The sequence below is a fragment of the Streptomyces spinoverrucosus genome (assembly GCF_015712165.1).
In the GTDB taxonomy this organism is placed as follows: Bacteria; Actinomycetota; Actinomycetes; order Streptomycetales; family Streptomycetaceae; genus Streptomyces; species Streptomyces spinoverrucosus_A.
In genome coordinates this window covers 5,588,505-5,612,305 of record NZ_JADPZX010000001.1, presented here as the reverse complement: position 1 = coordinate 5,612,305, position 23,801 = coordinate 5,588,505, and the positions used below count along the sequence as shown (strand labels likewise).

Genomic DNA, 23,801 nt, shown 5'->3' with positions numbered 1-23,801 from the left:
GTAGGCAGTAAGCCATTCAGTAAGCGCTTTCTACGGAGAAGCTAGCCTCTGAGCAAGGGTCCGGACAAGGGTGTGACCTTCTTGAGTTGTTCGAGGGGGCGAACAACGAGGTTCGGTGGCCTTATGGTCAACGCGGAAAGACACAGGACGCGCTACCGGAGGACGACGAGATGACGGTGACCCTGGCGGACGTGGCGGCCCGCGCCCAGGTCTCGCCCGCGACGGTGTCGCGCGTGCTGAACGGGAACTACCCGGTGGCCGCATCCACCCGCGAGCGGGTGCTCAAGGCGGTCGACGAGCTGGACTACGTCCTCAACGGCCCCGCCAGCGCGCTCGCCGCGGCCACCTCCGACCTGGTCGGCATCCTGGTGAACGACATCGCCGACCCCTTCTTCGGGATCATGGCGAGCGCGATCCAGTCGGAGATCGGCGGTCCGGGCGGCAGAGCGGGCGGCGAACGGCTGGCGGTCGTGTGCAACACGGGCGGCTCCCCCGAGCGCGAACTGACGTACCTGACCCTGTTGCAGCGGCAGCGCGCCGCGGCCGTCGTCCTCACCGGTGGTGCCGTCGAGAACGCCGCGCATGTGGCGGCGGTGTCGGCGAAGCTGCGCAAGCTGACCGAGGCCGGGACGCGGGTCGTGCTGTGCGGGCGGCCGCCGGCGCCGGAGACCCGGGCGGTGGCGCTGACCTTCGACAACCGGGGCGGCGGACGGCAGTTGACGGAGCATCTGATCGGTCTCGGCCACCGACGGCTCGGCTACATCGCGGGACCGGAGGAACGGACCACGACCCGGCACCGGCTGGAGGGGCACCGGGCCGCGCTGGAGGCGGCGGGGATCCCGGAGGACCCGCGCTGGACGGTCCACGGCCGCTACGACCGCCGGTCCGGCTACGAGGCCACGCTGGAGCTGCTGCGCCGCGACCCGTCCCTCACGGCCGTGGTCGCCGCCAACGACTCCGTGGCGCTGGGGGCGTGCGCCGCGCTGCGGGAGTCGGGGCGGCGGATCCCGGAGGACGTCTCGGTCGCCGGGTTCGACGACCTGCCGTTCAGCATCGACGCGGTGCCCGCGCTGACAACGGTGCGGCTGCCGTTGGCGGAGGCGGGGGCACGGGCGGGACGGATCGCCATGGGCCGCGAGGAGCCGCCGCCGGGTGGGATCGCCACGGTGCGGGGGGAGTTGATGGTGCGGGGGTCCACGGGGGCGCCGCGGAGCTGAGGGCAACCCCCCGCTTCACCGCGGCGCGTACTGCGCCTCCCCGTACCCCAGAGACCAGTCGGCGTCCCCGTTCTCGGTGAGGGTGACGAAGACGTTGCGGGGTTCGACTCCCGCATGTGTCTCGGCGAGTTCGGCGATACGGCGGTACAACGCCCGTTTCCTGTCCGGTTCGCGGCCCGCGCGGAGCGTTATGGCGATGTAGACGATTCCGGCGTCGCGGCGCACTCCGAGGTAGTCGCCGTAGCGGAGGGTGCCGTGCGTGCCGTCGTGGGCCGTCAGGATCTGGAAGTAGTCGTCGGGCGGGATGCCAAGGGTCTCCATCAGGGCCTCGTGCACGGCGTCGCCGATCGCCTGAAGGTGCGTCACATCTGTTCCGAGTGCGTCTATGCGGACCAGCGGCATGGCAGTCCTCTCTGTGCGCCACAGGGGCCCTGCACGAGCCCCCGACTGTACATACTAGTAGTTACAGAATGACCTCGACGGGATCGGCCTCATCGAGGCCGGTTCCCCGCGCCCGGGCAACCCACAGAACCTCCACAGCCTCCTCCTGCACGAGAGGCGACCGCGACAACGGCGTCTCCGGTTCGAGGAGTTGAGGAGAGGGTTCTTGATACGTGCCCGGAGAATATGGGCCGCCGCTGTCGCGGCGGTGACACTGGCGGGAGTGACGCCCGCCCTGGCCCAGGCCGCGCCCCGGCCGCCCGGTGCCGTCACGGCGTCGGACAACGACGGCGGTGAACTGCCGCCCGGCTGGCGGATCACCACCACGGACGAGGGCAACACCCTGGAGTGGCGCTCACCGAGGCGGGTGCCGCCGGGTGACGCGCGGGTCGAGTTCCACACGGACGACGGGCTGGTCGGCGTACCGGAACAGGACGAGGACGGCCGTACCTTCCGGCTGCCGCTGGAGAACGCCGGGCCCGCCGACCTGATGGGCCTTCAGGTCCTTGCGGGTGGGCGTCGGCTGGACCGGGAGGACGTCGCGGGCGGCGGCGCCCGGTCCCGTGCCGTGCAGCCGCCGCCCCAGCTGCCCGCGGGAGCTGTCGACCCGGGCAGGCCGGGCGGCTTCGCCACCACCACCGGCGAGTACACGCTCGACCCGATCCGGCTGCCCGGCTACCGCGAGCCGATCGAGATGCGCGGTGTCGTCGTCGCCCCCAGGGGCGCCACCGGCAAGCGCCCCGTGGCCCTGTTCCTGCACGGCCGGCACGCCACCTGCTACGTCCCCGGCCAGGGCGAGGAGGCCGTCACCATCGACTGGCCCTGCGCCGCCGGTGCCAAGCCGATCCCCAGCCACCGCGGCTACCTGAGGGACCAGAAGCTGCTGGCCTCCCAGGGCTATGTCACGGTCTCCATCTCCGCCAACGGCATCAACGGCCAGGACGGCGGCATCGAGGACGCGGGCGCGCAGGGCCGTTCCTCGCTGGTGCGCGCCCACCTGGCGCGCTGGGCGGACTGGGCGACCAGGCCGGCCGGCGCCCCCGCGGCCGTACGCAAAGCGCCCAAGGCCGACCTGTCCCGCGTCCTGCTGGTGGGTCACTCCCGCGGCGGTGAGGGCGTCTCCCGCGCCGCCATGGACAGCCTCTACCCGCCGCCGGCCGGGCAGGACGGGCAGCCGGGGCGGGCCCGCTGGACGATCCGCGGCACCGTCCTCATCGGCCCGACCATCTTCGGCCAGAACCCGGTGCCGGACGTGCCGTCGCTGACGATCCTGCCGGGCTGCGACGGCGACGTCTCCGACCTCCAGGGTCAGGTGTACGCCGACGGCACCCGAGGCGTGAGCCGGGGCAAGGCCCTGCACAGCTCGGTCTACATGATCGGCGCCAACCACAACTTCTTCAACAGCGAGTGGACGCCGGGCGAGGCCAAGGCGCCCGCGAGCGACGACTTCTGGGAGGACCCCGAGAGCCGCGACCCGGTCTGCTCCACGGGCACCGCCACCCGCCTCACCGCCCGGCAGCAGCACCGCGCCGGCGCCACCTACATCGCCGCCGCCGCACGGCTGTTCGTCGCCGGTGACGACCGGGTGCGTCAGCTGATCGACGGCACCGGCCGCCGCGCCCCCTCCGCCGATCCCGCCCGCGTCCTCACGCACGCGGTGGGCGCGGGGCGGGGCGCCGGGTTCCTGCCCGACGGCCAGGTGAAGGTGACCGGCGGGCGGCTGTGCAACGCGGTCGACTCGGACCCGCGTACCGTCTGCCTGGACCCGGACACGAACGGTGCGTCACCGCACTTCGCGCGCTGGTGGCCGGAGCGCGAGCAGGGTCGCCGCGCGGTCGCGCTCAAGTGGTCCGCGCCGGGTGCCGTGACCCGCGTGCGGACCGAGAAGCCCGTCTCCCTCAAGGGCGCCCAGAGCCTGGCGCTGCGTGTGTTCGTGCCGCCGAACAGCAAGGGCACCCGCCTCGACGTCACCGTCACCGACGCGGCCGGCAAGCGCGCCAAGCTCGGTCAGGTGCGCGTGGACGGCGTGCCGGGCAGCGAGCGCACCGCCTCCTACTGGGCGCAGGAGCGCCGCGTGTCACTCACCGCGGCACGCAACGCCGGTCTCGACCTGTCCCGCGTCAACTCCCTCGAACTGACGCCGCGTTCCCGCTCGGGCCAGGCCTGGCTCATGGACGCCCACGCCTGGCGCCCCGGCACCCCCGAGGTACGGCCGACCGCCCTGACGCGGGTCGACATCGGCCGTACGACGGTCGACGAGGGCGACTCCGGTGAGCGCACCTACCAGGTGCCCGTCCGTGTCACCGGCCCGGGCACCGGCACGATCCGTATGTACGTCGCCGACCCCGCCACCCAGGCGCTGCGGCACCGCCTCGTGACCCTGCGCCCCGGGCAGCAGAGCGCCAAGGTGACGGTGACGGTGAAGGGCAACAAGCGCTTCTCCTGGGGCGTCTCGCACGACGTGGCGGTGAAGGCGGTGCGCGGCACGGTCATCGGTTCGTACGGCGGTGGCGTCACCGTCCTCGACGACGACCCGATGCCGAAGGTCGACGTGACGCCGGTCGCCGACGACGTCACCGAGGGACAGCCGCTGCGCTGGAAGGTGTCGCTGTCCGAGCCCGCGGACGTGGAGTTGGGCACGACGCTGCTGGCGCGGCCGACCGACGGGCGTCCGGAGCTGTCCACCAAGGACGTCGACCCCGAGTGGCTGCGCGACTGGGTCGGTGAGGTGCCCGACGGGGAGGTCCCGCTGTCGAAGCTGGACTTCTTCGGCTACTACGCACAGGTCCCGTCCGGTGAGCTGAGCACGGAGGCCACCGTGCCGACGATCCGCGACCAGGTCGCCGAGCCCGCCGAGCACGTCGTCCTGCAGCAGGCCGACGACGAGGGCCTGCCGCAGGGTCCGGCACTGACCGGAACGGTGCGCGACGCCTCGTAACGGCATCCGACGCCCGGGAATCCGGCCGGGACGGCTCCCGGCCGGATTCCCGCCGCGAACGGATCCGCCGCCGGCGATGAGTTTTCGCTCGCTCCCCGGTCCTACCGCCGTAAGAATCGCAGCGAACGTCACCGCCGAGAGCCGGTGATCATCGAACGAAGGAAGAGACTCCCATGCGCATCGTGGCCACCGCATTCATCAGCATCGACGGTGTCGTGCAGGCGCCCGGCGGTCCGGAGGAGGACACCGACGGCGGGTTCGCGCACGGCGGCTGGACACACCCGTTCTTCGACCCCGAGGTCGTGGGCGGCGCCTTCGACGCGGCGCTGACGGACGCGGACGCGGTGCTGTACGGGCGGCGTACGTGGTCGGTGATGGCGCAGGCGTGGCCCGAGCGGGCCGGGGACCCCTTCGCGGACCGGCTGAACGCCCTGCCCAAGTACGTCGTCTCCAGCACCCTCACCGACGCCGACCTCACCTGGAACAACACCACGCGCCTGACCGGCGTGGAGGCCGTGGCCAAGCTGCGCGCGTCCGAGGACGGCACCCTGCTGATCATGGGCAGCCCGACGCTGGTCCGCGCGCTGCTGAGCGAGGAGCTGGTGGACGAGCTGCGGCTGATCGTGATGCCGGTGATGCTCGGCGGCGGCAAGTCGATCTTCCCGGAGGACGGTACGAAGACCGCGTTCGAGCTGGTCTCGACGACCGCCTCGACCACGGGCACGCAGGTGTGCGTCTACCGGCGGGCCGCCGCGGAGTAGGCGGGGGCATGGACGAGGGAGCGGCATCGGCCTAGGCTCGACCCAGGGAAACCTCTGACTGAGTCAACCATCCCAGAGCTTTCGGGGCCGATCATGACCGTCCAGGACATCCGCTCCTTCAACCGCTTCTACACCAACCTCATCGGCGCCCTCGACTACGGCCGCCACCTGTACGCCCCGTACACCCTCACCGAGTCCCGCGTCCTGTACGAGCTCGCGCACTCCCCGCGCACGGACGCCGCCGACCTGCGCACAGAACTGCATCTGGACGCCGGGTATCTGAGCCGGATCCTGAACAAGTTCGAGCAGGACGGGCTGATCGAGCGGGCGCCCTCGGAGCGGGATCCGCGCCGCCGCCGGATCACCCTCACGGCGCGCGGCCGCGAAGCCGCAGACCTGCTGGACGAGCGGGCCCGGGAGACGGTCGGGGCGCTGGTGGCCCACGTGCCGCCCGAGGAGCGGGGGCGGCTCGCCGAGGCGCTGCGGACGGTACGGGCGATCCTGGGCGCCGAGCGGGCACCGCGCCCCGAGGACGTGGTGCTGCGCGAGCCCGGCCCCGGCGACCTGGGCTGGATCGTGCAGCGCAACGCCGCGCTGTACGCCGCCGAGTACGGCTGGAACACCGACTACGAGGGGCTGGTCGCCCGGATCGTCGCGGATTTCGCCGAGGACCACGACCCGCACCTGGAGCGGGTGTGGATCGCCGAGCTGGACGGACGGCCGGTCGGGTGTGTGATGTGCGTACGGGACGAGGCGCCCGCCACCGCTCGGCTGCGTCTGCTGCTGGTCGAACCGGACGCGCGGGGTCTCGGCATCGGCGACCGGCTGGTGCGGTCGGTCATCGACTTCGCGCGCGGGGTCGGCTACCGCGACCTGGTGCTCTGGACGAACGACGTCCTGACCGCCGCCCGCCGCGTCTACCAGCGGCACGGTTTCGTCCTCGTCGCCGAGAAGCCGCACCGCTCGTTCGGCAAGGACCTGGTGGGCCAGGACTGGCGCGTGAACCTGCGAGGGACACCGGAGTGACGGGAAGGGGCCGTGTGTATGAAGCTGGATACATGAAGCTGGCGTTCTCCACCCTCGGTGTCCCCGGCCTCCCCCTGCCGGACGTCCTCCGACTCGCGACCGAGCACGGCTACCACGGTGTGGAGCTGCGTGCGCACCCCGAGGAGCCGGTGCACCCCGGCATCGGGGCCGCCGAACGGGCGGACACCGCCGCCGAGTTCAAGGCGTCCGGCGTCGAGCTGCTCGGCATCGCGGGGTACGCGCGCGTGGCCGCGCCGGGCGACGACGAGCCCGTGCTGGGCGAGCTGCGCGCCCTGCTCGACCTGGCCCGCGACCTGGGCGCCCCGTACGTGAGGGTCTTCCCCGGCGGTACGGCGGAGCAGACTCCGCAGGAGGCCGACGCGACCGCCGCCCGCCGCCTGGGCACGGCCGCCGAGTACGCCACCGAGGCGGGTGTACGCATCCTGCTCGAAACCCACGACTCGCACCGCACCGGCGCCGACGCGATCCGGATCCTGGGCCTGGTCGGCCACCGCCAGGTCGGGGCGCTGTGGGACGTGATGCACACCTGGCTGGGCGGCGAACAGCCCTCGGAGACCTACGCGGCCCTCTCCCCGTACCTCGGCTATGTCCAGGTCAAGGACATCGCCTCCGCCGACGACACCACCCCGCTGCCGCTGGGCGCCGGAGTCCTCCCGCTGGCCGAGACCGTGGAGCTCCTCTCCCGGCACCACTGGGACGGCTGGCTGTGCTGGGAGTACGAGAAGCGCTGGTACGAGGCGGCGGCCCCGCTGCCCGAGCTGCTGGGCGCGGGCCACGAGCACCTGGCCCGTCTGCTCAACGACTCGGCCTGATCTCGCCCCCGCCTCGGGGGTCGGCCGCGGACCCGGTCAGCCGAGCAGGCGGCCGCGCAGCTCCGCGAACGCCTCGTGGAAGCCGGGAACGCCGACGAAGGCCAGGGCGCCCAGGAGCGCGCCCTTCCCGAGGCCGGGGACCGTCACCTCGCCGCGCTGGACGCCCGCCGCCCGGACGGTGAGCGGGCGTCGAACCGGTAGGTGGTGCCGTCATGACCGGCTCGCGTCCACCGGGCGTGCCGGGCGGTCCACGGCATGGACCGCCAGAGATCGCCGGGGCGCAACCGAGGTCAGAGCCACGCCGCCCACCAGCAGCACGGCCGCGCACCAGCGCAGCGGCGTCATCGACTCGCCGAGAAACACCGCCGCCGACGTCATGCCGAAGGCCGGGACCAGCAGCGAGAAGGGCGCGACGGTGGAGGCCGGGTGGCGGCGCAGCAGCCAGCCCCAGGCGCCGAAGCCGAACACCGTGGTGACCCAGGCGACGTAGACGACGGTGCCTGCGCCCTGCCAGTCGAGGGCACGCAGGGCGTCGTAGTCCCTGGTGGGGCCCTCCAGGAGGAGGGACAGGGCGAGGAGGGGCAGGACGGGGACCGTGCTGACCCACACCATGAAGTTGAGCGCGTCCGGGGGTGCGGCTTTGCGGGTGAGGACGTTGGAGGCGCCCCAGCAGGCCGCCGCGGCGATCACCAGGGCGAAGGCGGTGAGGGGGCCGGAGGTGCCTTCGTCGACGGCGGCGACTGCGATGCCGCCGAGGGCCACCAGCATCCCCAGCGCCCGGATGCCGGTGGGCCGTTCGCCCAGCGCGAGGAAGGCGATCAACGCTGTGAACACGGCCTGGATCTGCAGCACCAGCGACGACAGCCCGGCCGGCATCCCCGCGTCCATCCCCACGAACAGCAGCCCGAACTTCGCCACGCCGAGGGCGAGTCCCACTGCCACGATCCACTTCCACGCCACCTTCGGCCGCCCCACGAGGAACACGGCGGGGACTGCGGCCACCAGGAAACGCAGGGCGGAGAAGAGGAGGGGCGGAAAGTGATCGAGGCCGATCTCGATGACGGTGAAGTTGACGCCCCAGACGGCGGCGACGAGGGCGGCGAGGAGGAGATGGGCAGGGCGCATACCGACGAGGATCGCCCGCCCGATCATGAAGCACCAGCGATGTTTGCTGCATGGTTGGATGAAGCAACGCTAAGCACTGGGGATGACCGGAGGGACCATGCTCGACCTGCAACGCCTGCGCGCCCTGCACGCCGTGTCCGTCCACGGCACGGTCGGCGCCGCGGCCGCCGCGCTCGGCTACACGCCGTCCGCCGTCTCCCAGCAGATCGCCAAGCTGGAACGGGAGACGCGGACGGTCCTGCTGGAGCGGGAGGGTCGGGGTGTACGGCTGACCGCCGAGGCGCATCAACTCGTCGCCGTCGCGGGTGAGTTGCTGGCGATCGTGGAGCGGGCGGAGACCGAGCTGGAGGAGCGGCGGGGGCTGCCCGCCGGGCGGCTGAGCGTGGCGGCGTTCCCGTCGGCGGCGCGCGGGCTGCTGCCGCCCGTCCTCGCCGACCTGGCGAAGCGGCACCCGGCCCTGGACGCCCGGCTCACCGAGGTCGACCCGCACCTGTCGGTCGACCTCGTGGCCAAGGGCGCCGTCGACGTCGCCGTCGCCCACGACTGGGACATCGCGCCGCTGCCCGCCCCGGCGGGTGTGGAGCAGGCGGTCATCGGGGACGACCTGTGCGACCTGCTCGTGCCCTCGGGTCACCCCTTCGCGGGGCGTACGGCCGTACGGCGGGAGGAACTGGGCGGTGAGCGGTGGGTGTGCCAACCGCCGGGCCGGGTCTGCCACGACTGGCTGGTCCGCACCCTGCGCACGGCCGGCCACGAGCCGGACCTCGTCCACACGGCGGAGGAGAACCCGACGCTGGTCGCCCTGGTCGCGGCGGGCCTGGGCGTCGCCCTGATCCCCCGACTGGGGCGGGGTCCGCTGCCGGAGGGGGTGGTGGAGGTGGCGCTGGACCCGCTGCCCGTACGCCGCCTGTACGCGCTGTGGCGCGAGGGCGCGGCCCGCCGTCCGGCGATCGCGGAGACGGTACGCACCCTGCGGGCCCACTGGGCGGGGGTGTCGGGGCGGCGGGGTGCTCAGGGGGCCTGACGTTCGCGCGGCTGCTGCTCGGGGGAACCCCTCGGGCCACGAGGACGTTCCGGACTTCGGCGAACTGGTGCTGGGCGATCTGGTGGTGGCCCGCAGCCGACAGGGCGCTGGGATCCGCCGCCTTGGCCTGCAGGCCCTCCAACCACGTGGCTGCGGACTGTCCTCCATCTCCACCACGGCCGGTGGGCGTCCCTTGTCGTGGCGCGGAAACGGCCGAGGGTAGGCCCTGACGACCTGTTCCAGCGATAGAGACCCTCCCGCTGGTGTCCGCCACTGACGGGTCCGGTTGCCCGTCAGCGCTGCCGTCAGACGGCATCTACTGCCGGGTGAGTCCAGCCGGGTCGATCGCAACGGGGAACGGGGCGTCCAGGTTGGTGGTCGCGCCCGCGAGTGCGGTCGCCCGCTCCACGTACCGGCCGCCTTCCAGTTCGTAGACGGCGAGCATCGGGGCCGGGTCGAACTCCACGCGCCAGAAGCGCGGGACGGCGGCCTCCGCGTACAGCATGGGCTTGACCTTGCGGTCCATGGTGCGGTTGCCGGGGGAGACGAGTTCGACGACAAGCTGGACCGCGTCGATGTCGACGGTGGCGGGGTCCTCGGCAGTCGCGCCGGCGTCGGCCACGACCAGGTCGGGCACGACCAGTCCGGACGGCAGGACGACGTTGACGCCCTCCAGGATCTCCACCGGCGCGCCGACGGCCCGAGCGGCCGCGTCCAGGGCGACGTGGAGGCGGAAAGAGGCCCGCTGGTGACGGACGCCAGGTGCGGGGGACATCACGAGCGACTCCCCCAGCAGCTCGTAGCGGATCGTGCGGTCTTCGGGCAGGGCCAGGACATCGGCTACGGTCCAGGGCCCGGTGTGGTCAATGGCAACGCTCATGCCCTTTCACCTCCTCGTCCGACCGGCAAGTCTCGGTGTGACCTCAGCAGGCGGTACGTGGCCAGCATACGGGCGCTCCCACCTGCTGACACGAGGATTCGCCGCCGCGAGCGTGATCAAGGAACTCCTCGGCCACGCCCCCACCGGCGTCACAGCCACCGTCTACGCCCATGTCCGACTCCGCCTCCAGCGCGACGCCATCGACACCCGCAGCACCGGGCTCGACGGTCCTGCCGGCCAGGAGCCGACCAGCGACGACGGCAACGACCCGACGAGGATGTAGCACCGCCAACGCCCGCCGTCACCCTGCCCTTTCAACCTCAGCGTCAGCTCACGGCATCTGAGCAAGGCCAGGACTGCGCCAAGCTCGCAGCCGCACCACCGGGCACGGTGGGACGCAGCTATCGGAGGCTGTCCCAGTCGATTTCTGGATCCTCGACGACCTCGACCACGGACGGCCGGTCGAGGCGCTGCCCGTTCATGTGACCGGCAACCCAGTTGATGCACTCAGGTCGATTCCCCGAACGCAGTCGACAGAATTCCTCCACCGCAGCCTGAATTCGGGAGACCGGCAGAGTGCTGGTCGGGTCATGGAAGAGCGGATACCCAGGATCCGACACAACGCGTGGATCGAAATCAAGAGGTTCGGGATTATCGGAAATCCAAACAGAATCATAAACCCCTCCCCCTTTAGGGAATTTCTCATCAACGAACCAGACCAGAGCCCCATACCCATGGCGTCGATTGATGGCCACGCGCAGATTGCTCGCCGCCACCGGGTCGGTTTCGCTATGCCGTCGATCAGCAATGCAGAACCAGGCATCTTCGCCGGGATAGTAGGAGCCTTCAGCCTCCTCTTCCCCCTGCAAGCCCTCCATGACTTCGACGACAAGCCGTGACGTCTCGACCGGACTCTCGGCGTAGCGCCACTCGCCCTTGAAAAATACGCTCAGAAACACGGCCCCTCACTTTCCTGATCATCCCCGCGCCCGGCCATGGAGCGTGACGCTCTGCACGCTACCCGCTGCGCCTCTGAACCAGACCGTCATGCTCGAACCTTGGGGAAGGATCGCCGGGACCGCTGACGAGCACGAGAACCTTCCCGTGCAAGGTCCGCCAGAATGGTTGATCACGACATCTAGTGACGTTACGCCAGCTTGTCGCATACGCCAAGCAAGCTTGGTCTCCACGTGAGTGATTGACGCATGGGGCCCACTCGCCGGATTCGCTATGTCCGGTGAATCCATCAGGAACTGGTTGATGTCATCCGAAGAGGAAGAGTGCCCGCTCTTGAACGGAGCCCCCACCCTGGACGCGCCCGAGTCGCCGATATTCACGACCTGCCCGACCGCGGGGTCACCACTCGCGCGCGCCGGAAGCCCGTCAGCGATATCACCAACATTGCAGTTGTGAACGAGTACCGGTGTGGTGGCGCCTGCCAGCACATAGTACGTGTGCTGCGCGGACCCGCTCTACCTGCTTCTTTGCAGGTCAGCACGTGATTTGCGTTCCGCTGGTGTCCGTCGTTGTGCGGGGAAATCCGTGGTTGTTGCCGTCGCTACTGCCGTCAGGGGCCGGGCGGCTGGTGCTGGTGCCGTTGCTCGTCTCCCGCTGGTCACCGCGGAGTTTGTCGGGCCACCGTGTATGCGGTGGGGCCGGTAAGCCCTGTCCCTGTGCCGTCGAGCATGTCCAGGACCTCGAAGCCGGCGCCCTCCGCATAGCGTTCCAGTTCGCGGGGGTACAGGACGCGTCTGCGGATCTCGTCTCGGGCCTCGTCGCCCGAGGGGAGACTCCAGTGCCGGTGCATGGTGTTGATCTGGGTCCGCAGGTCCCACGTGTGGCGGATGGTGACGGTCGCGGGGCCCGTCGGGGTGTCGACCGTGGCGGTGGTCGGCTCGGTCCGGGTGATCGGGGCGACGGGGGAACACAGCACGAGGAGCGCTCCTGGCCGGGCGTGGGCGGCGAAGGTGGCGAAGACCTGGCTGATCGCCTCGTTGTCGTGCACGTAGGCGAGGCTGTTGCCCATACAGGTCACCACGTCCATGCGGCTGCCGAGTCGCACGGTGCGCATGTCGCCGGTGCGGATGTCCAGCCCCGGCCGGGCCTGGTGGGCGTAGTCGACCATGCCGGGCTGGAGGTCCACGCCGATGCACTCGAAGCGCTTGGCCAAGATCTCCAGGTCTCGCCCGGTACCGCATCCGAAGTCGACCAGGGTCCGGGCATCCGGCCTGTGCCGCTCGATCAGGGTTTGGCACATTCCGGCGCTCGTGCTGTCGGACTGGACCACGTCGTAGAGTGCCGGATCGCGGTACAGGAGGTTGGTGGCTTCCACGTGCTCGGCTTCCGTGTCGGGGCTGGTCACATGAGGCTTCGCAGTCCGACCTCCAGGGCGAGCACATCGCACAGCAGGTCGGGGACGACCGGCGCAGCGTCGGCGTCCCTCCGCGCCTTGGCGAGAGCCTTCCCATCAACGTAGCCGAGGTCCACCAGGATGGACTCTTTCAGCATGTCATCCAGTACGGGCAAACCGTAGGAACGCAGGCCCTTTTCCAGAACGGCCAGGAAGTTCTCCGGTTCGGCCGGCGCGGCCACCCACTCGGGTACCCCGGCCCGTCTGATCCGGTCGCGGAACAGCGCCTTGCCGCGCTTGTGCTCGCGCGGCAGTTGCTCCATGAACCGCACAATCCGCGGGTGCACCAGCGGGCTCACTGGCCAGATTCCGGCCCGGAGGAATCCGGGGTTGTGCATCCCGAACGCCATCAGGGTCGGTACGGGCAGTACCGGGATGGGTGCCAGATGCTCGTTCACCTCGGCGAGTGCTCGGGCTGCCTTGACTCCGAGCCATGGTACGGGTTCGGGTGTCGGCAGTTCTGCCTGTGTCCTGGAGTGGTGGGCGTTGATCTCGTCGCCGCCGCTGCCGGTGAACATGACCTCGCACCGCTGGGCGGCTGCCTGCTCGCGCACGACATCGAACGCCTCCTGATAGAACGCTCCCGCCGGGTCATGCGGCTTGCACAGATCGCGCACGCCTCCAGCGCAGAAGGGTGGATGCTGCATGGCGGAGATGGCCGTGTCCCGGAAGCCACAGTGCTCCACAAGGATCCGACGCCGCTCGCACTGCTGCCTGCCGGTGCTTCCTCCCACCAGCAGGCCGAAGCTGTACACCTCGGGAAAACGGGCCGCCTTCACGGCCAGGGCGACGTTCCCGGAGTCCGCGCCGCCGGACAGTTCGACGCCCACGCATCCGGATGCCGTCGGCGCCTGGTGAATCACCTCGGCCAACAACTCGTCGAGAGCCATGAGTGGATCAACGCCGGGCCGCAGGGTACGTGGCTCAAGTACGTGTTCGGCGGGGTCGGGGTAGTGGATGCTGAGTCCCGAAGGAGTAAACGTGGCCGCTGCCCGTTCGGTGAGGCGGTAGACGCCTTCGAAAAGCGTCTCGGACGTGTAGCGGTGCTGCCTCGTCAGCGTTCGGGCGACAACGCGCGGCACCAGACGGTCGGCCCGCAGATGCGGCCGCAGCAGTGTCAGGTCCCACGAGGCGTGCAGCTCGCCGGCCTTTTCTGTCAGATAGAGCGGGGCTGTGCCGAAGGCGCCCGCCGCCAGGCGGGCTTGTCCGGGCTCCATGGTGAGTTCGACGTAGTCGGCCTCGTCCCGCTTGCACTCCTTCACGCGGACCCGTACGCGTGGTGCCTGGCCGTCGCTGACCTCCGTGACCAACGTGGACACGTTTACGGGCTCGATCCAGCTCTCGCCGTTGGTCCAACGGCCGCCCTGCGATCTCCACTTGGGCTCCTGGAGATCGGCCAGGCGCAGACGCATCGACAGCATGTCGTCCCTTTCCGGTGTCGTGCGGCGGGGCGGGGCCGCGTACGGCCCCGCCCCGCCTGGCGTCAGCCCTGGATCACTTGCTGCAGTGGTCGCCGTTGTTGTCGCCACCGCCCGGCATCTTGTCGAGCAGCGTGGCCTCGACGGCCGGGACGCCAGTGGTCAGGTCGCCGGTGAACAGCTCGTCCACATTCATCGTTTTCTCCCTTACGGTTTTCAGTGGACTTCGCAGCGGATGCTGCGGAGTTGGACCCGTCCGGCTGCCGGACCCTTGCGAAGAAGGCAGCCGGGCGGGGTGCCCACCGCATCCGGCGGCGGGCCCTCCCTCGTCACAGGTGGGGAGCCTGGATGCGTGACGGGGAGGAGTCAGGTGGGTGGGGATGCGGCGGCCACGCCCAGGACGAAGCCGACCGATACCGAGATGGTGATGATCAGGAGCGGTCCGGCGTAACGGCCGACGGCTGCGGCTAACCGGTTCACAGCCGCTCTCCGCGGCTGCGCTGGTTGGCCTCGCGTACTGCGACGCTCAGCTTCTCCGCGCCGTACTCGGGCGTGGCACTGCCGTGCTGCGGGCAGAGACACGGCGAGAACCGGTTCGAACCCGGCGGCAGGTCCGCGCCCTCGTAGGTGTCGATCCTCAACACCCCGTCCATGCCCCGCTCCTCGGTCATCCGGGCCAGACGGGCCCGTGCTTCGCTTCTCATCCCTCAGCCCTTCAGACGACGGCTGCGGCGAGGACTCGCCGTTGCCTGCTGCCTCTACGCAACCGCACGACCACGCTCAGCGGTACCGTTGCCGCAGCGCCAGGACTTGAAAGCCTTGAAAGTTCGCAAGGTCACGGGGAGTTGATGGCATGGCCAAGCGTGAACCGAACGTGGCGCTCGGGCGCCTGCTCACCGAGAGCCGCTGGACTCACCACCAGTTCGCGCGGGCGGTGAACCGCGTCGGCACCGAGACCGGAATCCCCCTGCGCTACGACGAGTCGGCAGTGAGCCACTGGCTCGGAGGCACCGTCCCTCGCGGCGCGGTGCGCGGATGCATCCTCGAAGCTCTCTCCCGCCGCCTCGGCCGCCCCGTCACCCATGCCGAGGCCGGGCTGCCGGTTCCACGCGATCGCTCCTCCGCGGCTGCGGATACCGTGGAAGGGGTGATCGACCTGGGGAGGCTGGATATGGACCCGTCCCGCCGCAGTGTCCTGGGTGCCGGCCTGTTCTCCGTGGCCGTCACCATTCCCGGCTGGCCTGATGTGGTCGGGCGTGCCGACGCCGTCCAGTCTGGCCGCACGACCCGCATCGGCATGAACGAAGTGGACATGGTCGTCGCCATGACCGAGCGTCTCTCGGAGCTGGACGACGAGTTCGGCGGCCGCCACGCCCGCCCCATGGCGGCCTCGTTCATGGTCAACACCGTGGCCTCCTACCTGCGTGCCGACGCACCCGAGGACGTACGCAAGGCGATGCTGTCCGCCGCCTCGGACCTGCTCTACTTGACCGGCTACATGGCCGTGGACGAAGGGCTGCACGGTCTCGCGCAGCGCTACTACGTCAAGGCTCTGGAGCTGGCTGGCGCTGCCGAGGACCACCTGACGTACTGCACCACCCTGCGGGGCATGAGCGTCCAGGCGGTCGACCTCCGTCACGGGGCGAAGGCTATGGAGTTGGCCGATGCCGCTGCCGCGGCTTCCCCGAAAGCCGGGCCCCGGATGCGGGCCTTCCTCGTCGGCCAGCAGGCGCACGCCGCCGCGCAGACCGGCGACCGTACGGGAGCGCTGCGCTGCATCCGGGAGGCCGAGGCGGCCATGGACCGTGCCGAGTCACGCGGAAAGGCATTCGGCTCGTATGACCCCTCTTCGCTCAACTACCACGTCAGCCAGGTGCGTTACGAACTCGGTGACAAGGCCGGAGCCGTCGAAGCCATGCAACAAGCCGACCGGCTCCGCCCCAGCGCGTACCAGCGCACACGCGTACACCGGCGCGGGCTGCTGGCCGAGCGGCAGTTGCAACTCGGCCACCTGGAAGCGGCGTGTGCCACCTGGCACCAGGCCCTCGACGACTACCCCAAGGTGCAGTCCGGCCGCGCCGACGACCGCGTGAAGGCTATGTTCGGCCTCCTGCGCCCCCATCTGAAGAACGCGACGGCCAGCGACCTGTACGACCGAGCACGGACGATCGCACCACCGTCGCTGGTCACCTGATCCCGTCACGCCTTCAAGCTCAGCCACAGAAGGTCAGCCACGACGGCGGGTGCGTCGACAGATCACCCGCCCCGTGCGCTTCGGGCAACCCGGGGCGGCCTCAGCCACTCCACTTCGTTCCGTCACACCATCTACCCTGCTCCGCCTGGCCGTTAGCAGCAGACTGGGCTCTCGGTCGGTGCCCTCGCGTGCGCAGCCACACCAGGGGCGATCGCGGCATCCGCCTGCGGCTTGGAGGCCAACACCGGCCCCGACGACCAGCGGGGCTACCGCAGTCGTCGTCTGCCGTCACCGTTGCCGTTGCCGCTGAGGTTGAAAGGGCAGGGTGACGGCGGGCGTTGGCGGTGCTACATCCTCGTCATGAGGTATGCGGATGGCGGCGACCGCTGCGGGGCGGGCGAAGCGCGAGGCGGTGCGCTTGCAGGCCGCGGACATGTTCGAGCAGGGGGTGCGGCCGCCGGAGGTGGCCCGCAGGTTACGGGTGTCGCGGAAGTCGGCGTACGCCTGGCACGCCGCCTGGTGTCGGGGCGGTGGATCGGCTCTGGTGTCCAGGGGAGCCGGCGGCTTTCCGTGTCAGATCAGTGATGACCAGGCGGAGCGGCTGCAGGTCGAGCTGGAGGCCGGCCCGGCCGCGCACGGCTGGAGCGAGGACCAGCGGTGGACCCTTGCGAGGGTGGCGGAGCTGATCCACCGCCTTTTCGGCTACCCGTACACCCCGCGTGGAGTGTCGTATCTGCTGCACCGGCTGGGCTGGTCGCCGCAGGTGCCCGTGCACCGGGCGGCCGAGCGGGACGAACAGGCCGTCGCCGCGTGGCGGACGGAGCAGTGGTCACGGGTAAGAGGACGGCCCAGCTCCTGGGCGCGTGGATAGTCTTCGAGGACGAGGCAGGGCAGGACCTGAAGCCCGGGAAGGGCCGGACCTGGTCACGGCGCGGGCGGACTCCGGTGATCAAGGTGACCGGGAAGGGCTCGGGCCGGGTCCTGATGGCCGGGATGGTCTGCGTCAGGCCGCGCCGCGAGACCCGTCTGATCTACCGGACGCAAACGTACCGAGGCCGCACGGGCGAGAAGAAGGGCTTCCGTGCTCGCGAGTTCGCCGAACTGATCACCACCACACGTCGCCAGCTCGGCGGTGCCCCACTGATCCTAATCTGGGACAACGCCAGCACCCGCCACGCCAAAGTCCTGCGGGAGTTCTGTGACCGAAACAGCGACTGGCTCACCGTCGTCAAGCTGCCGCCCTACGCGCCCGATCTCAACCCCGTCGAAGGGGTCTGGGCGCATCTGAAGAAGTCCCTGGCCAACCTCGCACCCCACGCGGTCGAAGACCTCACCCCGCTCGTGAAGAACCGCTTACGCAGCATCCAACGCCGACCCGAAGTACTCGACGGATTTATCGCCGAGACCGGACTGGCGCTGGAGCCCCCGTAGCCACGTCACCTCAGCCTTTCAACCTCAGCGTCAACTACTGCCGTCACCCACCGCAGAAGCCCCGCCAGGGCGTGCCTGACGGGGCTTCAACTTTGCTAATGCTATCCAGCGCGAGAGTTGCAGAATCGAGGTGTGAGGCTACACCTCACCCGCCAGCACAACCTCCGCGCCCTCACCCGCAACAGCCGACGCCGACGCGGAGGCCTCCATCCCCGCATCCTCACCACCCGTCCCGCCCTCAGCCCCCGAGCACCCCGCCAGCAACACCGCCGACAGCACCCCAGCCGCCGTAACCCCACACCGCCGCACGGCGCTTCTCCCCATACACTCCCTCTCGCCCTGCTTTTCCGTGCCAGTCAACATCGCGTGCCCATGGAGGACGCCGACCACAGCCGCACCGTGGCAGGTCAGGCGAGCTTGTAATCCATTTCAGTTCCTGCGCATTCGCCAGTCAACGCCGTTCAAACGCCTCAAGTATTCAAGCGATTCACCTGACTTGGCACCGAGAGTAACCGCAAAGCTTCCGGAATCACCTGCCTTTGGACCCGCATCAGCAATCATTCCGTCGGCAATGTACGAACGCCATCCCTCACCAGGCCATTTGGACTGACTGAAGGAAATCTCCTGGAACGACGCAAGCACGCGCTCCACATCACTCATAGAGACATCCGAGGACCACTGCACAAATGGCGCATTTTCAATTGTCTCAGTGAAGACGTGATAGCGAAAGAAATCCTCCCACCCTCCGGAAAGTTGTCGCCATGGCTCATCATCCTTCACTTCAAAAATGACCAGCGGCGCCATCCCGTCAAAAGCCCAGGCCCACCCCCCTTGGTCCGCCATGAAGATGAATTTCCCTTCCTCTTCCGACAATTCCGAAAGCGGCAGGAGACGCTTCACGCCATCGAGAGGGACGCCCCATCGCATACTCATCTCATGGCACCACTTGAGACCATCAGGAATCCAGTCAAACGCAGGATCACTCTTCCCTGACACGGGCTGCGGTAGCCCATACCATGAGGTCAAGAACGCTGCGATATCGACACTTCCCGGGTCGACCACATCTTTTTCCATGAAATGTCAGTCCCACCAATCTCGACTCAAATAAGTCTCGCCGAAAATCTCACCGTTCTTCCTGTAGAAGACAGTAAGGGAAGACTTGGACGGAAGCATATCCTGAAGCGTGGACGCACACATGGGGCAAGTCCAGTCCCCAGTGTGGTACAGGGTTCCTTCCTTCAGGCCTCGCTCTCTCATGAGCGTCGCGACTTGGGCCTCCAGGTGGTCGCCGTTCTTGGTTGCACCTGGCGGGTCCACGTAGTCGTCCGGAAGATTCCGGCGCCCGGAAACCATCTGGACTGGCGAAGTGTCATCCCACGATTCGGAATGTGCGTAGAAGGCACCGCCGATCGAATTTCGCTTGTGCGTCAGTCCACCAAGTGCTTCCTCAGCGGCGCTGAACCCCTCCGCGTGGTTGCAGTTGTGTACGAGGACTGGCGTGGCGCCCGCCAGCACATAGTACGTGTGCTACGCGGCACCATCGACCTGCTTTTTCGCAGGTCAAGCGTGGTTTGCTGGTCCGGTGAAGTGCGTGGGTGTCCGTGGTTGTGCGGGGTTGTTGCCGTCAGCTACTGCCGTCAGCCGGTTCAGCCCAGGTACGGCTTCTCACGGTGTTCCAGGAAGTGCTGGAGCCTGAGCCGTTGGGTGTGGTGCATCGGCAACGGCTCGATCTCTTCGGGCGGCACGAACCGGAGTTCGGTGGACTCGTCGGAGATCTCCAGTCGGCCGCCGGTGATGCGGGCGGTGAAGCAGACGTTGAACTGGCGGCGGACCTCGCCGTCGGTGTAGGCGATGATGTGTTTCGGGTCGGTGTAGGTGCCGACCAGGCCGGTGATCTCGACGTCGAGGCCGGTCTCTTCCTTGACTTCGCGGACGGCCGTGCCGGGCAGGGAGTCGGTCAGCTCCATGCCGCCGCCGGGCAGCGCCCATAGGTCGTTGTCGCGGCGGCGCTGGAGGAGGATGTGCCCGTGGTCGTCGGTGACGACGGCGGATGCGGCGACGACCATGCTGTTCGGCTGGGGTGCGCTGGGGTCGTCGTAGTACTCGGTGCGGGCCACGGTCAGCGTTCCTCTCGTACTGGCGTCGCCGTCGCCCACACCGCGTCGAAGCTCTCGGCGTAGGTGTCGAACATGCCGCCTGTCTCGTGTCGACGAAGATGCCATACCGGGGCGGCGTAGGCGTTGACGCCCCAGACATGGGCGTTGACGAGTTGCTGGTCGTCGGCGCGGTAGAGGGAGTTGTAGAGCGTGGTGCCGTGGGTGCGGACGTCGATGCCGGGGGTGCCGACGAGCGGTCTGTAGTGCATGAGTGCGAGGCGGCAGCGGGATTCGATGCCGTGGCCGAACCGCTCCTCCTGGCCGCGGGCTTGGACGTTGTCGCTGTCGGCGTCCCCGACTGCGATGCGGACGGTGCAGCCTTCGGCGGCGCGTTCGGTGAGGAGTTCGTTCAGCCGCGGGTACGCCTCGTGGAGGAATACGGCTGCGTAGACGAGGATGTCGATCCGTTCCCGGGCCTGGGCCATCAGGTCGGTGAACGCCGAAACGGGGATGTCGGCGCGCTGTTCGTAAAGCGCCACCAGCTCAGGGCTGATGGCGCGGGCGGGGCGGGCTTGGCGGAGTGCCGGCCAGAGTGCGTGCACGTCTTCTCCCAGGGCTTTGGCCGCCTGTAGGGCTGTGGCACGGCGTGGGGTGCGCCCGAGGTTCACCCAGCGCTCGACCGACTTGGGGTCGATCTCGACTTCCTGGGCGAGGGTGGCGTATGTCCAGCCTCCGGCTGCCATGACGGCTCGTAGTCTCTCGTTCGGCACGAGTCTCCCCCTTCGTCTCAGGACGGCACCAGGGACGTTCTACATGGTGCGGGACGTCCCGGAGTGGGGTTTGGTGGAGGTTCCTTCGTCCCGGTGACCGGCGTGAGGATCGATGCCGACCCTGCGGCACCGACGGGCCCAGGGGCACGCATCCACGCCGCCGAGGAGCATCACCGTGCGAAAGAGCACCACCCCATGTGTTCCCGCCCTGCGACTGGACGCCCGGTCGCGCACCGCCTCACCGGGGTGGTCACGATGACGGCCCCCATCCCTGATACCGACGGGCACACCGTCTCGCCCGATGTCGGCGCCCTGGTGGTCGACCGACGGAACGGCAAGGTGGGCGTGGTGATGGGGCATGTGGGTCCGTACGTGCAGCTTCGGCCGCCGCGCGGTGGCCGGGAGTGGGACGTGCCGCCCGAGGACGTACGTCCGCCGACTACGGCCGAGGAGTTGAGTGCCAAGGTGGCCGTGGCCAACCGGAGGTGGGGACGGTGACCCCTCGCTCGGTCCTCCGCTACGAGACCTGGACTCTCCAGCCTGACCGCGAGCCGGACGCGGAGCCGGTCCTGTACGCGATGCAGTGCGCCGTAGACGGAGAGACGTCCCCGACAAGCGAGGACTTCGCCGAACCGCAGGACTGGGTGCTGCGGCACTGCGGCCAGAACCCGTCCCACCACACCTACCGGGAGATCATCACCCGGCCCTGGCGGGCCTGGCGGCAGACCTGACCCGCCCCGCTCGCCCGAGCACCGCACCGCGCTGACCCACCCGACTCCCGTCCCTGCCGGCGCGACCGATCCAGGCTCCCCCGTCCTCGTCAGCCTCGGCAGGGGCGGGCCCTCACGTGCGTGCCGTGCCCATGGCGGTGAGGCTTTGGCCTCAGCCACAGAAAGTCAGCCACGACGGCGGGCGCGCCGACTGATCACCCGCCATGTGTGCCTCGCTCAACCCCGCACCGGTATCAGCCCAGTTATCTCCATCGTCACGGCCCCAGCCAGGCACCACGGCCGGCGTTCCAGACGACAGCACCGCCGGGATACCGACGCCGCACGGTACGAGCTTGCCGGACGGCCTCTCGGGTGCCCGGTCGGTCTGCTGCTGAGCGGTCGGACAGCGGGGCTCTCGGTTGGCAGTCCGGCCTATGCTCCCGGCTCTGCGCGCCGAGTGGTCGGCGGCCGTCGCCAGCGGGGCGGTAGACAGGAGCGGGCGGCGGTCACCGGCCGCCGGCGCGCGGCGGCCCGCGTCACGGCGCCACCCTCCTGCTCCACGGCACCCCACTCCCCTGCACCGCATGCGACGGAACCGGACAGGCCCGCCCCCTGCCCCGACTCGCCGTCGCCCTGCACGTGCGGCAGATGATCCGCACCTGCTGGGAGCTCGGCAGGCTGCCCGAGTTCGCCCACCTCAAGCTCTGGAAGTGGGCACACATGCTCGGCTTCCGGGGCCACTTCTCCACCAAGTCCCGCCGCTACTCCACCACCCTCGGCGCGCTGCGCGACGCCCGCCGCGCCTGGCGCACCGAACAAGCCCGCGCCCACACCGGCCTGCCCGAGCCCGACCCGGACACCACCCTCGTCATCGGCCACTGGGCCTACCTCGGCAGCGGCTACAGCCCCGGCGCCGCATTCCTTGCCGCCGCTGTCTGGCACCGCAGAGAACTGGAACGGCAGTTCATCGCGGAAGGGGGCTGCTGATGACTATGCAGGCACCCGCCGCGCCCGACGAGGGACCGAGCACGTCCGAGGAGCTGCTGACGGTTCCCCAGGTAATGGCCCGCCTCCAGCTCGGCCGCTCCACGGTCTACGACCTCCTCCGCACCCGCCAGCTCGCCTCGATCACCCTCGGCCGCGCCCGCCGCATCCCCGCCCACGCCCTCACCGACTTCATTCGCACCCGCCTCGACCAGGAAGCCGCCGCCTGATGACCAGGCCCCGAGACAACCCCGCCTCCCGCCGCACCCGCGCCAACGGCGACGGCACCGTCTACCAGCGCAAGGACGGCCGCTGGGAAGCCGCCGGATACGTCCTCGCCCCCAGCAACACCCGCAAGCGCATCCGCGTCTACGGCACCACCCGCAAAGAAGCCCTGGCCAAACTCACCGAGAAGATCGCCGCCAGCAACCGCGGCCTCCCCGTCCCCTCCGCGCAAGGCAGCGTGGCCGCCTACCTGACGTACTGGCTGGAGAACGTCGCCGTCCACCACCTCCGCGAAAACACCCACACCCGCTACACCACCTGCGTCAACCGCTACCTCATCCCCGGCCTCGGCAAGAAGAAGCTCAGCAAGCTCACCGCCAAAGACGTCCGCACCTGGCTCAACCAGCTCCGCACCACCTGCCAGTGCTGCACCCGTCGCCTCGACGCCCGGCGCGACCAGCCCCGCTGCTGCGCCGTCGGCCAGTGCTGCCACAAGCTGCTCTCCCCGCTGACGCTCACCTACATACACTCCGTGCTCAAGTCCGCCCTGGAGCACGCCGTCCGCGAGGAGGAGATCCCGCGCAACGTCGCCCGCAACGTCCGCACCGGCACCCCACGGCCCCGACGCTTCGAACCACTCACCGCCGACGAAGCCCGCCAGCTCCTCACCGCCGCGCAAGGTCACCGTTTGCACGCACTGTTCGAACTCGCCCTTCACACCGGACTCCGCAAGGGCGAACTACTCGGCCTCCACTGGGAAGACCTCGACCTCGACGCCGGTACCGCCGCAATCCGCCGAACCCTCCAGCGCACCAGCACAGGCACACTCACCACGCTGCCCACCAAAACGCGCGCCTCCGAGCGCCGCGTCGCCCTCCCCACCCGCTGCCTCCACTCGCTGAAACTCCACCAAGAACAGCAGCAGCGCGAACGTGAGGCCGCAGGAACCACGTGGCAGCACAACGGACATGTGTTCGCCACTGCCCAGGGCAGAGCGATCGACCCGACCAACCTCACCCGCACCTTCACCACGCTCCTTCGCAAGGCTGGCTGCCGCCGCATCCGCTTCCACGATCTCAGGCATTCCACCGCGACCTTGCTCCTGGAGCAGGGCGTCGAACTCGTCGTGATCAAGGAACTCCTCGGCCATGCCCACATCGGCGTCACCGCCACCGTCTACGCCCACGTAAGGCTCCGCATCCAGCGAGACGCCATCGACACCCTCAGCACCGCACTCAACACCCCGGCGATCATCGAGGCAGTCGAGAGTAAGGGCGACGAACCGCCACCCTGCGCCGCCCTCGTCCGCTGACGTTGC

24 protein-coding genes and 2 pseudogenes are annotated in these 23,801 nt (G+C 69.6%); 14 read left to right on the top strand and 12 right to left on the bottom strand.

The annotated features are described in order from the left end of the window. The first annotated feature begins 170 nt into the window (after positions 1-170). Complete coding sequence (locus tag I2W78_RS25530; protein ID WP_196462600.1) at positions 171-1,217, top strand: LacI family DNA-binding transcriptional regulator; 1,047 nt, start codon at positions 171-173, stop codon at positions 1,215-1,217. Between the two features lie 15 nt (positions 1,218-1,232). Here the strand turns inward: I2W78_RS25530 and I2W78_RS25525 are convergent, their stop codons facing one another. Continuing rightward, positions 1,233-1,619: a tautomerase family protein gene (locus I2W78_RS25525; RefSeq protein WP_196462599.1), complete on the bottom strand. Its 387-nt coding sequence runs from the start codon at positions 1,617-1,619 to the stop codon at positions 1,233-1,235. A gap of 205 nt (positions 1,620-1,824) precedes the next feature. Here I2W78_RS25525 and I2W78_RS25520 point away from each other — a divergent pair, with 205 nt between their 5' ends. From I2W78_RS25520 to I2W78_RS25505, 4 genes are all read left to right on the top strand, one after another. After that, positions 1,825-4,596 (top strand): hypothetical protein, encoded by a 2,772-nt coding sequence (locus I2W78_RS25520; RefSeq protein WP_196462598.1) that lies wholly within the window; start codon positions 1,825-1,827, stop codon positions 4,594-4,596. A gap of 173 nt (positions 4,597-4,769) precedes the next feature. Then, positions 4,770-5,357: a dihydrofolate reductase family protein gene (locus tag I2W78_RS25515; protein ID WP_196462597.1), complete on the top strand. Its 588-nt coding sequence runs from the start codon at positions 4,770-4,772 to the stop codon at positions 5,355-5,357. A gap of 93 nt (positions 5,358-5,450) precedes the next feature. Beyond that, positions 5,451-6,383: a bifunctional helix-turn-helix transcriptional regulator/GNAT family N-acetyltransferase gene (locus I2W78_RS25510; protein ID WP_196462596.1), complete on the top strand. Its 933-nt coding sequence runs from the start codon at positions 5,451-5,453 to the stop codon at positions 6,381-6,383. A 32-nt stretch (positions 6,384-6,415) separates the two neighbouring features. After that, positions 6,416-7,216, top strand: coding sequence for a sugar phosphate isomerase/epimerase family protein (locus tag I2W78_RS25505; protein WP_196462595.1), 801 nt, complete (start codon positions 6,416-6,418; stop codon positions 7,214-7,216). A 210-nt stretch (positions 7,217-7,426) separates the two neighbouring features. On the opposite strand, the gene I2W78_RS25500 is transcribed toward I2W78_RS25505, so the two are convergent. Then, entirely contained in the window at positions 7,427-8,341 is a 915-nt protein-coding gene (locus I2W78_RS25500; protein WP_196462594.1) for an EamA family transporter, read from the bottom strand. 97 nt (positions 8,342-8,438) lie between these two features. Here I2W78_RS25500 and I2W78_RS25495 point away from each other — a divergent pair, with 97 nt between their 5' ends. Continuing rightward, a complete protein-coding gene (locus tag I2W78_RS25495; protein WP_196464711.1) occupies positions 8,439-9,365 on the top strand; it encodes a LysR family transcriptional regulator in 927 nt (308 codons plus the stop codon). Positions 9,366-9,681: 316 nt separating this feature from the next. Here I2W78_RS25495 and I2W78_RS25490 read toward each other — a convergent pair whose 3' ends face one another. Beyond that, entirely contained in the window at positions 9,682-10,245 is a 564-nt protein-coding gene (locus I2W78_RS25490; RefSeq protein WP_196462593.1) for a Uma2 family endonuclease, read from the bottom strand. A 112-nt stretch (positions 10,246-10,357) separates the two neighbouring features. On the opposite strand from I2W78_RS25490, the gene I2W78_RS25485 reads away from it, so the two are divergent. Next, positions 10,358-10,528: a hypothetical protein gene (locus tag I2W78_RS25485; RefSeq protein ID WP_196462592.1), complete on the top strand. Its 171-nt coding sequence runs from the start codon at positions 10,358-10,360 to the stop codon at positions 10,526-10,528. 118 nt (positions 10,529-10,646) lie between these two features. On the opposite strand, the gene I2W78_RS25480 is transcribed toward I2W78_RS25485, so the two are convergent. From I2W78_RS25480 to I2W78_RS25460, 5 genes are all read right to left on the bottom strand, one after another. Beyond that, a complete protein-coding gene (locus tag I2W78_RS25480; RefSeq protein ID WP_196462591.1) occupies positions 10,647-11,204 on the bottom strand; it encodes an Imm1 family immunity protein in 558 nt (185 codons plus the stop codon). An 18-nt stretch (positions 11,205-11,222) separates the two neighbouring features. Next, on the bottom strand, positions 11,223-11,690 hold the full coding sequence (locus I2W78_RS41750) for a DddA-like double-stranded DNA deaminase toxin (RefSeq protein ID WP_196462590.1): 468 nt from the start codon (positions 11,688-11,690) through the stop codon (positions 11,223-11,225). Between the two features lie 170 nt (positions 11,691-11,860). Beyond that, the gene (locus tag I2W78_RS25470) at positions 11,861-12,607 is read right to left on the bottom strand and encodes a class I SAM-dependent methyltransferase (protein ID WP_196462589.1); all 747 of its coding nucleotides are present in this window, start codon (positions 12,605-12,607) and stop codon (positions 11,861-11,863) included. Continuing rightward, the gene (locus I2W78_RS25465) at positions 12,604-13,872 is read right to left on the bottom strand and encodes an asparagine synthase-related protein (protein ID WP_230885585.1); all 1,269 of its coding nucleotides are present in this window, start codon (positions 13,870-13,872) and stop codon (positions 12,604-12,606) included. The genes I2W78_RS25470 and I2W78_RS25465 overlap by 4 nt, the downstream gene beginning before the upstream one ends. A 677-nt stretch (positions 13,873-14,549) precedes the next feature. Continuing rightward, positions 14,550-14,777 (bottom strand): hypothetical protein, encoded by a 228-nt coding sequence (locus I2W78_RS25460; RefSeq protein ID WP_230885584.1) that lies wholly within the window; start codon positions 14,775-14,777, stop codon positions 14,550-14,552. A 149-nt stretch (positions 14,778-14,926) separates the two neighbouring features. Here I2W78_RS25460 and I2W78_RS25455 point away from each other — a divergent pair, with 149 nt between their 5' ends. Both I2W78_RS25455 and I2W78_RS41865 read left to right on the top strand, forming a co-directional pair. Further along, a complete protein-coding gene (locus I2W78_RS25455; RefSeq protein ID WP_230885583.1) occupies positions 14,927-16,267 on the top strand; it encodes a tetratricopeptide repeat protein in 1,341 nt (446 codons plus the stop codon). Between the two features lie 360 nt (positions 16,268-16,627). Then, positions 16,628-17,698 (top strand): annotated as a pseudogene (locus I2W78_RS41865) (IS630 family transposase). A 429-nt stretch (positions 17,699-18,127) separates the two neighbouring features. On the opposite strand, the gene I2W78_RS25440 reads toward I2W78_RS41865, so the two are convergent. The 4 genes from I2W78_RS25440 to I2W78_RS25425 form a co-directional block, all read right to left on the bottom strand. Further along, positions 18,128-18,772: a hypothetical protein gene (locus I2W78_RS25440; protein WP_196462587.1), complete on the bottom strand. Its 645-nt coding sequence runs from the start codon at positions 18,770-18,772 to the stop codon at positions 18,128-18,130. A 6-nt stretch (positions 18,773-18,778) separates the two neighbouring features. Then, complete coding sequence (locus tag I2W78_RS41745) at positions 18,779-19,051, bottom strand: DddA-like double-stranded DNA deaminase toxin (RefSeq protein ID WP_374222731.1); 273 nt, start codon at positions 19,049-19,051, stop codon at positions 18,779-18,781. A gap of 293 nt (positions 19,052-19,344) precedes the next feature. Next, positions 19,345-19,815: an NUDIX domain-containing protein gene (locus tag I2W78_RS25430; protein ID WP_196462585.1), complete on the bottom strand. Its 471-nt coding sequence runs from the start codon at positions 19,813-19,815 to the stop codon at positions 19,345-19,347. A gap of 2 nt (positions 19,816-19,817) precedes the next feature. Next, positions 19,818-20,537, bottom strand: coding sequence for a helix-turn-helix domain-containing protein (locus I2W78_RS25425; protein ID WP_196464707.1), 720 nt, complete (start codon positions 20,535-20,537; stop codon positions 19,818-19,820). Positions 20,538-20,819: 282 nt separating this feature from the next. Here I2W78_RS25425 and I2W78_RS25420 point away from each other — a divergent pair, with 282 nt between their 5' ends. The 5 genes and pseudogenes from I2W78_RS25420 to I2W78_RS25400 all read left to right on the top strand — a co-directional run bounded on the left by I2W78_RS25420 (position 20,820) and on the right by I2W78_RS25400 (position 23,795). After that, on the top strand, positions 20,820-21,062 hold the full coding sequence (locus tag I2W78_RS25420) for a hypothetical protein (protein WP_230885581.1): 243 nt from the start codon (positions 20,820-20,822) through the stop codon (positions 21,060-21,062). Next, positions 21,050-21,295, top strand: a complete 246-nt coding sequence (locus I2W78_RS25415) for a DUF7848 domain-containing protein (RefSeq protein ID WP_196462584.1) — start codon at positions 21,050-21,052, stop codon at positions 21,293-21,295. Before I2W78_RS25420 ends, I2W78_RS25415 begins: the two co-directional genes overlap by 13 nt. A 519-nt stretch (positions 21,296-21,814) precedes the next feature. Next, a pseudogene (locus I2W78_RS40715) lies at positions 21,815-22,261 on the top strand (replication initiator); the annotation flags it as partial. Beyond that, complete coding sequence (locus I2W78_RS25405) at positions 22,261-22,488, top strand: helix-turn-helix domain-containing protein (RefSeq protein WP_196462582.1); 228 nt, start codon at positions 22,261-22,263, stop codon at positions 22,486-22,488. The pseudogene I2W78_RS40715 and the gene I2W78_RS25405, both read left to right, overlap by 1 nt. Further along, positions 22,488-23,795 (top strand): tyrosine-type recombinase/integrase, encoded by a 1,308-nt coding sequence (locus I2W78_RS25400; protein ID WP_196462581.1) that lies wholly within the window; start codon positions 22,488-22,490, stop codon positions 23,793-23,795. Before I2W78_RS25405 ends, I2W78_RS25400 begins: the two co-directional genes overlap by 1 nt. Positions 23,796-23,801 lie beyond the last annotated feature (6 nt).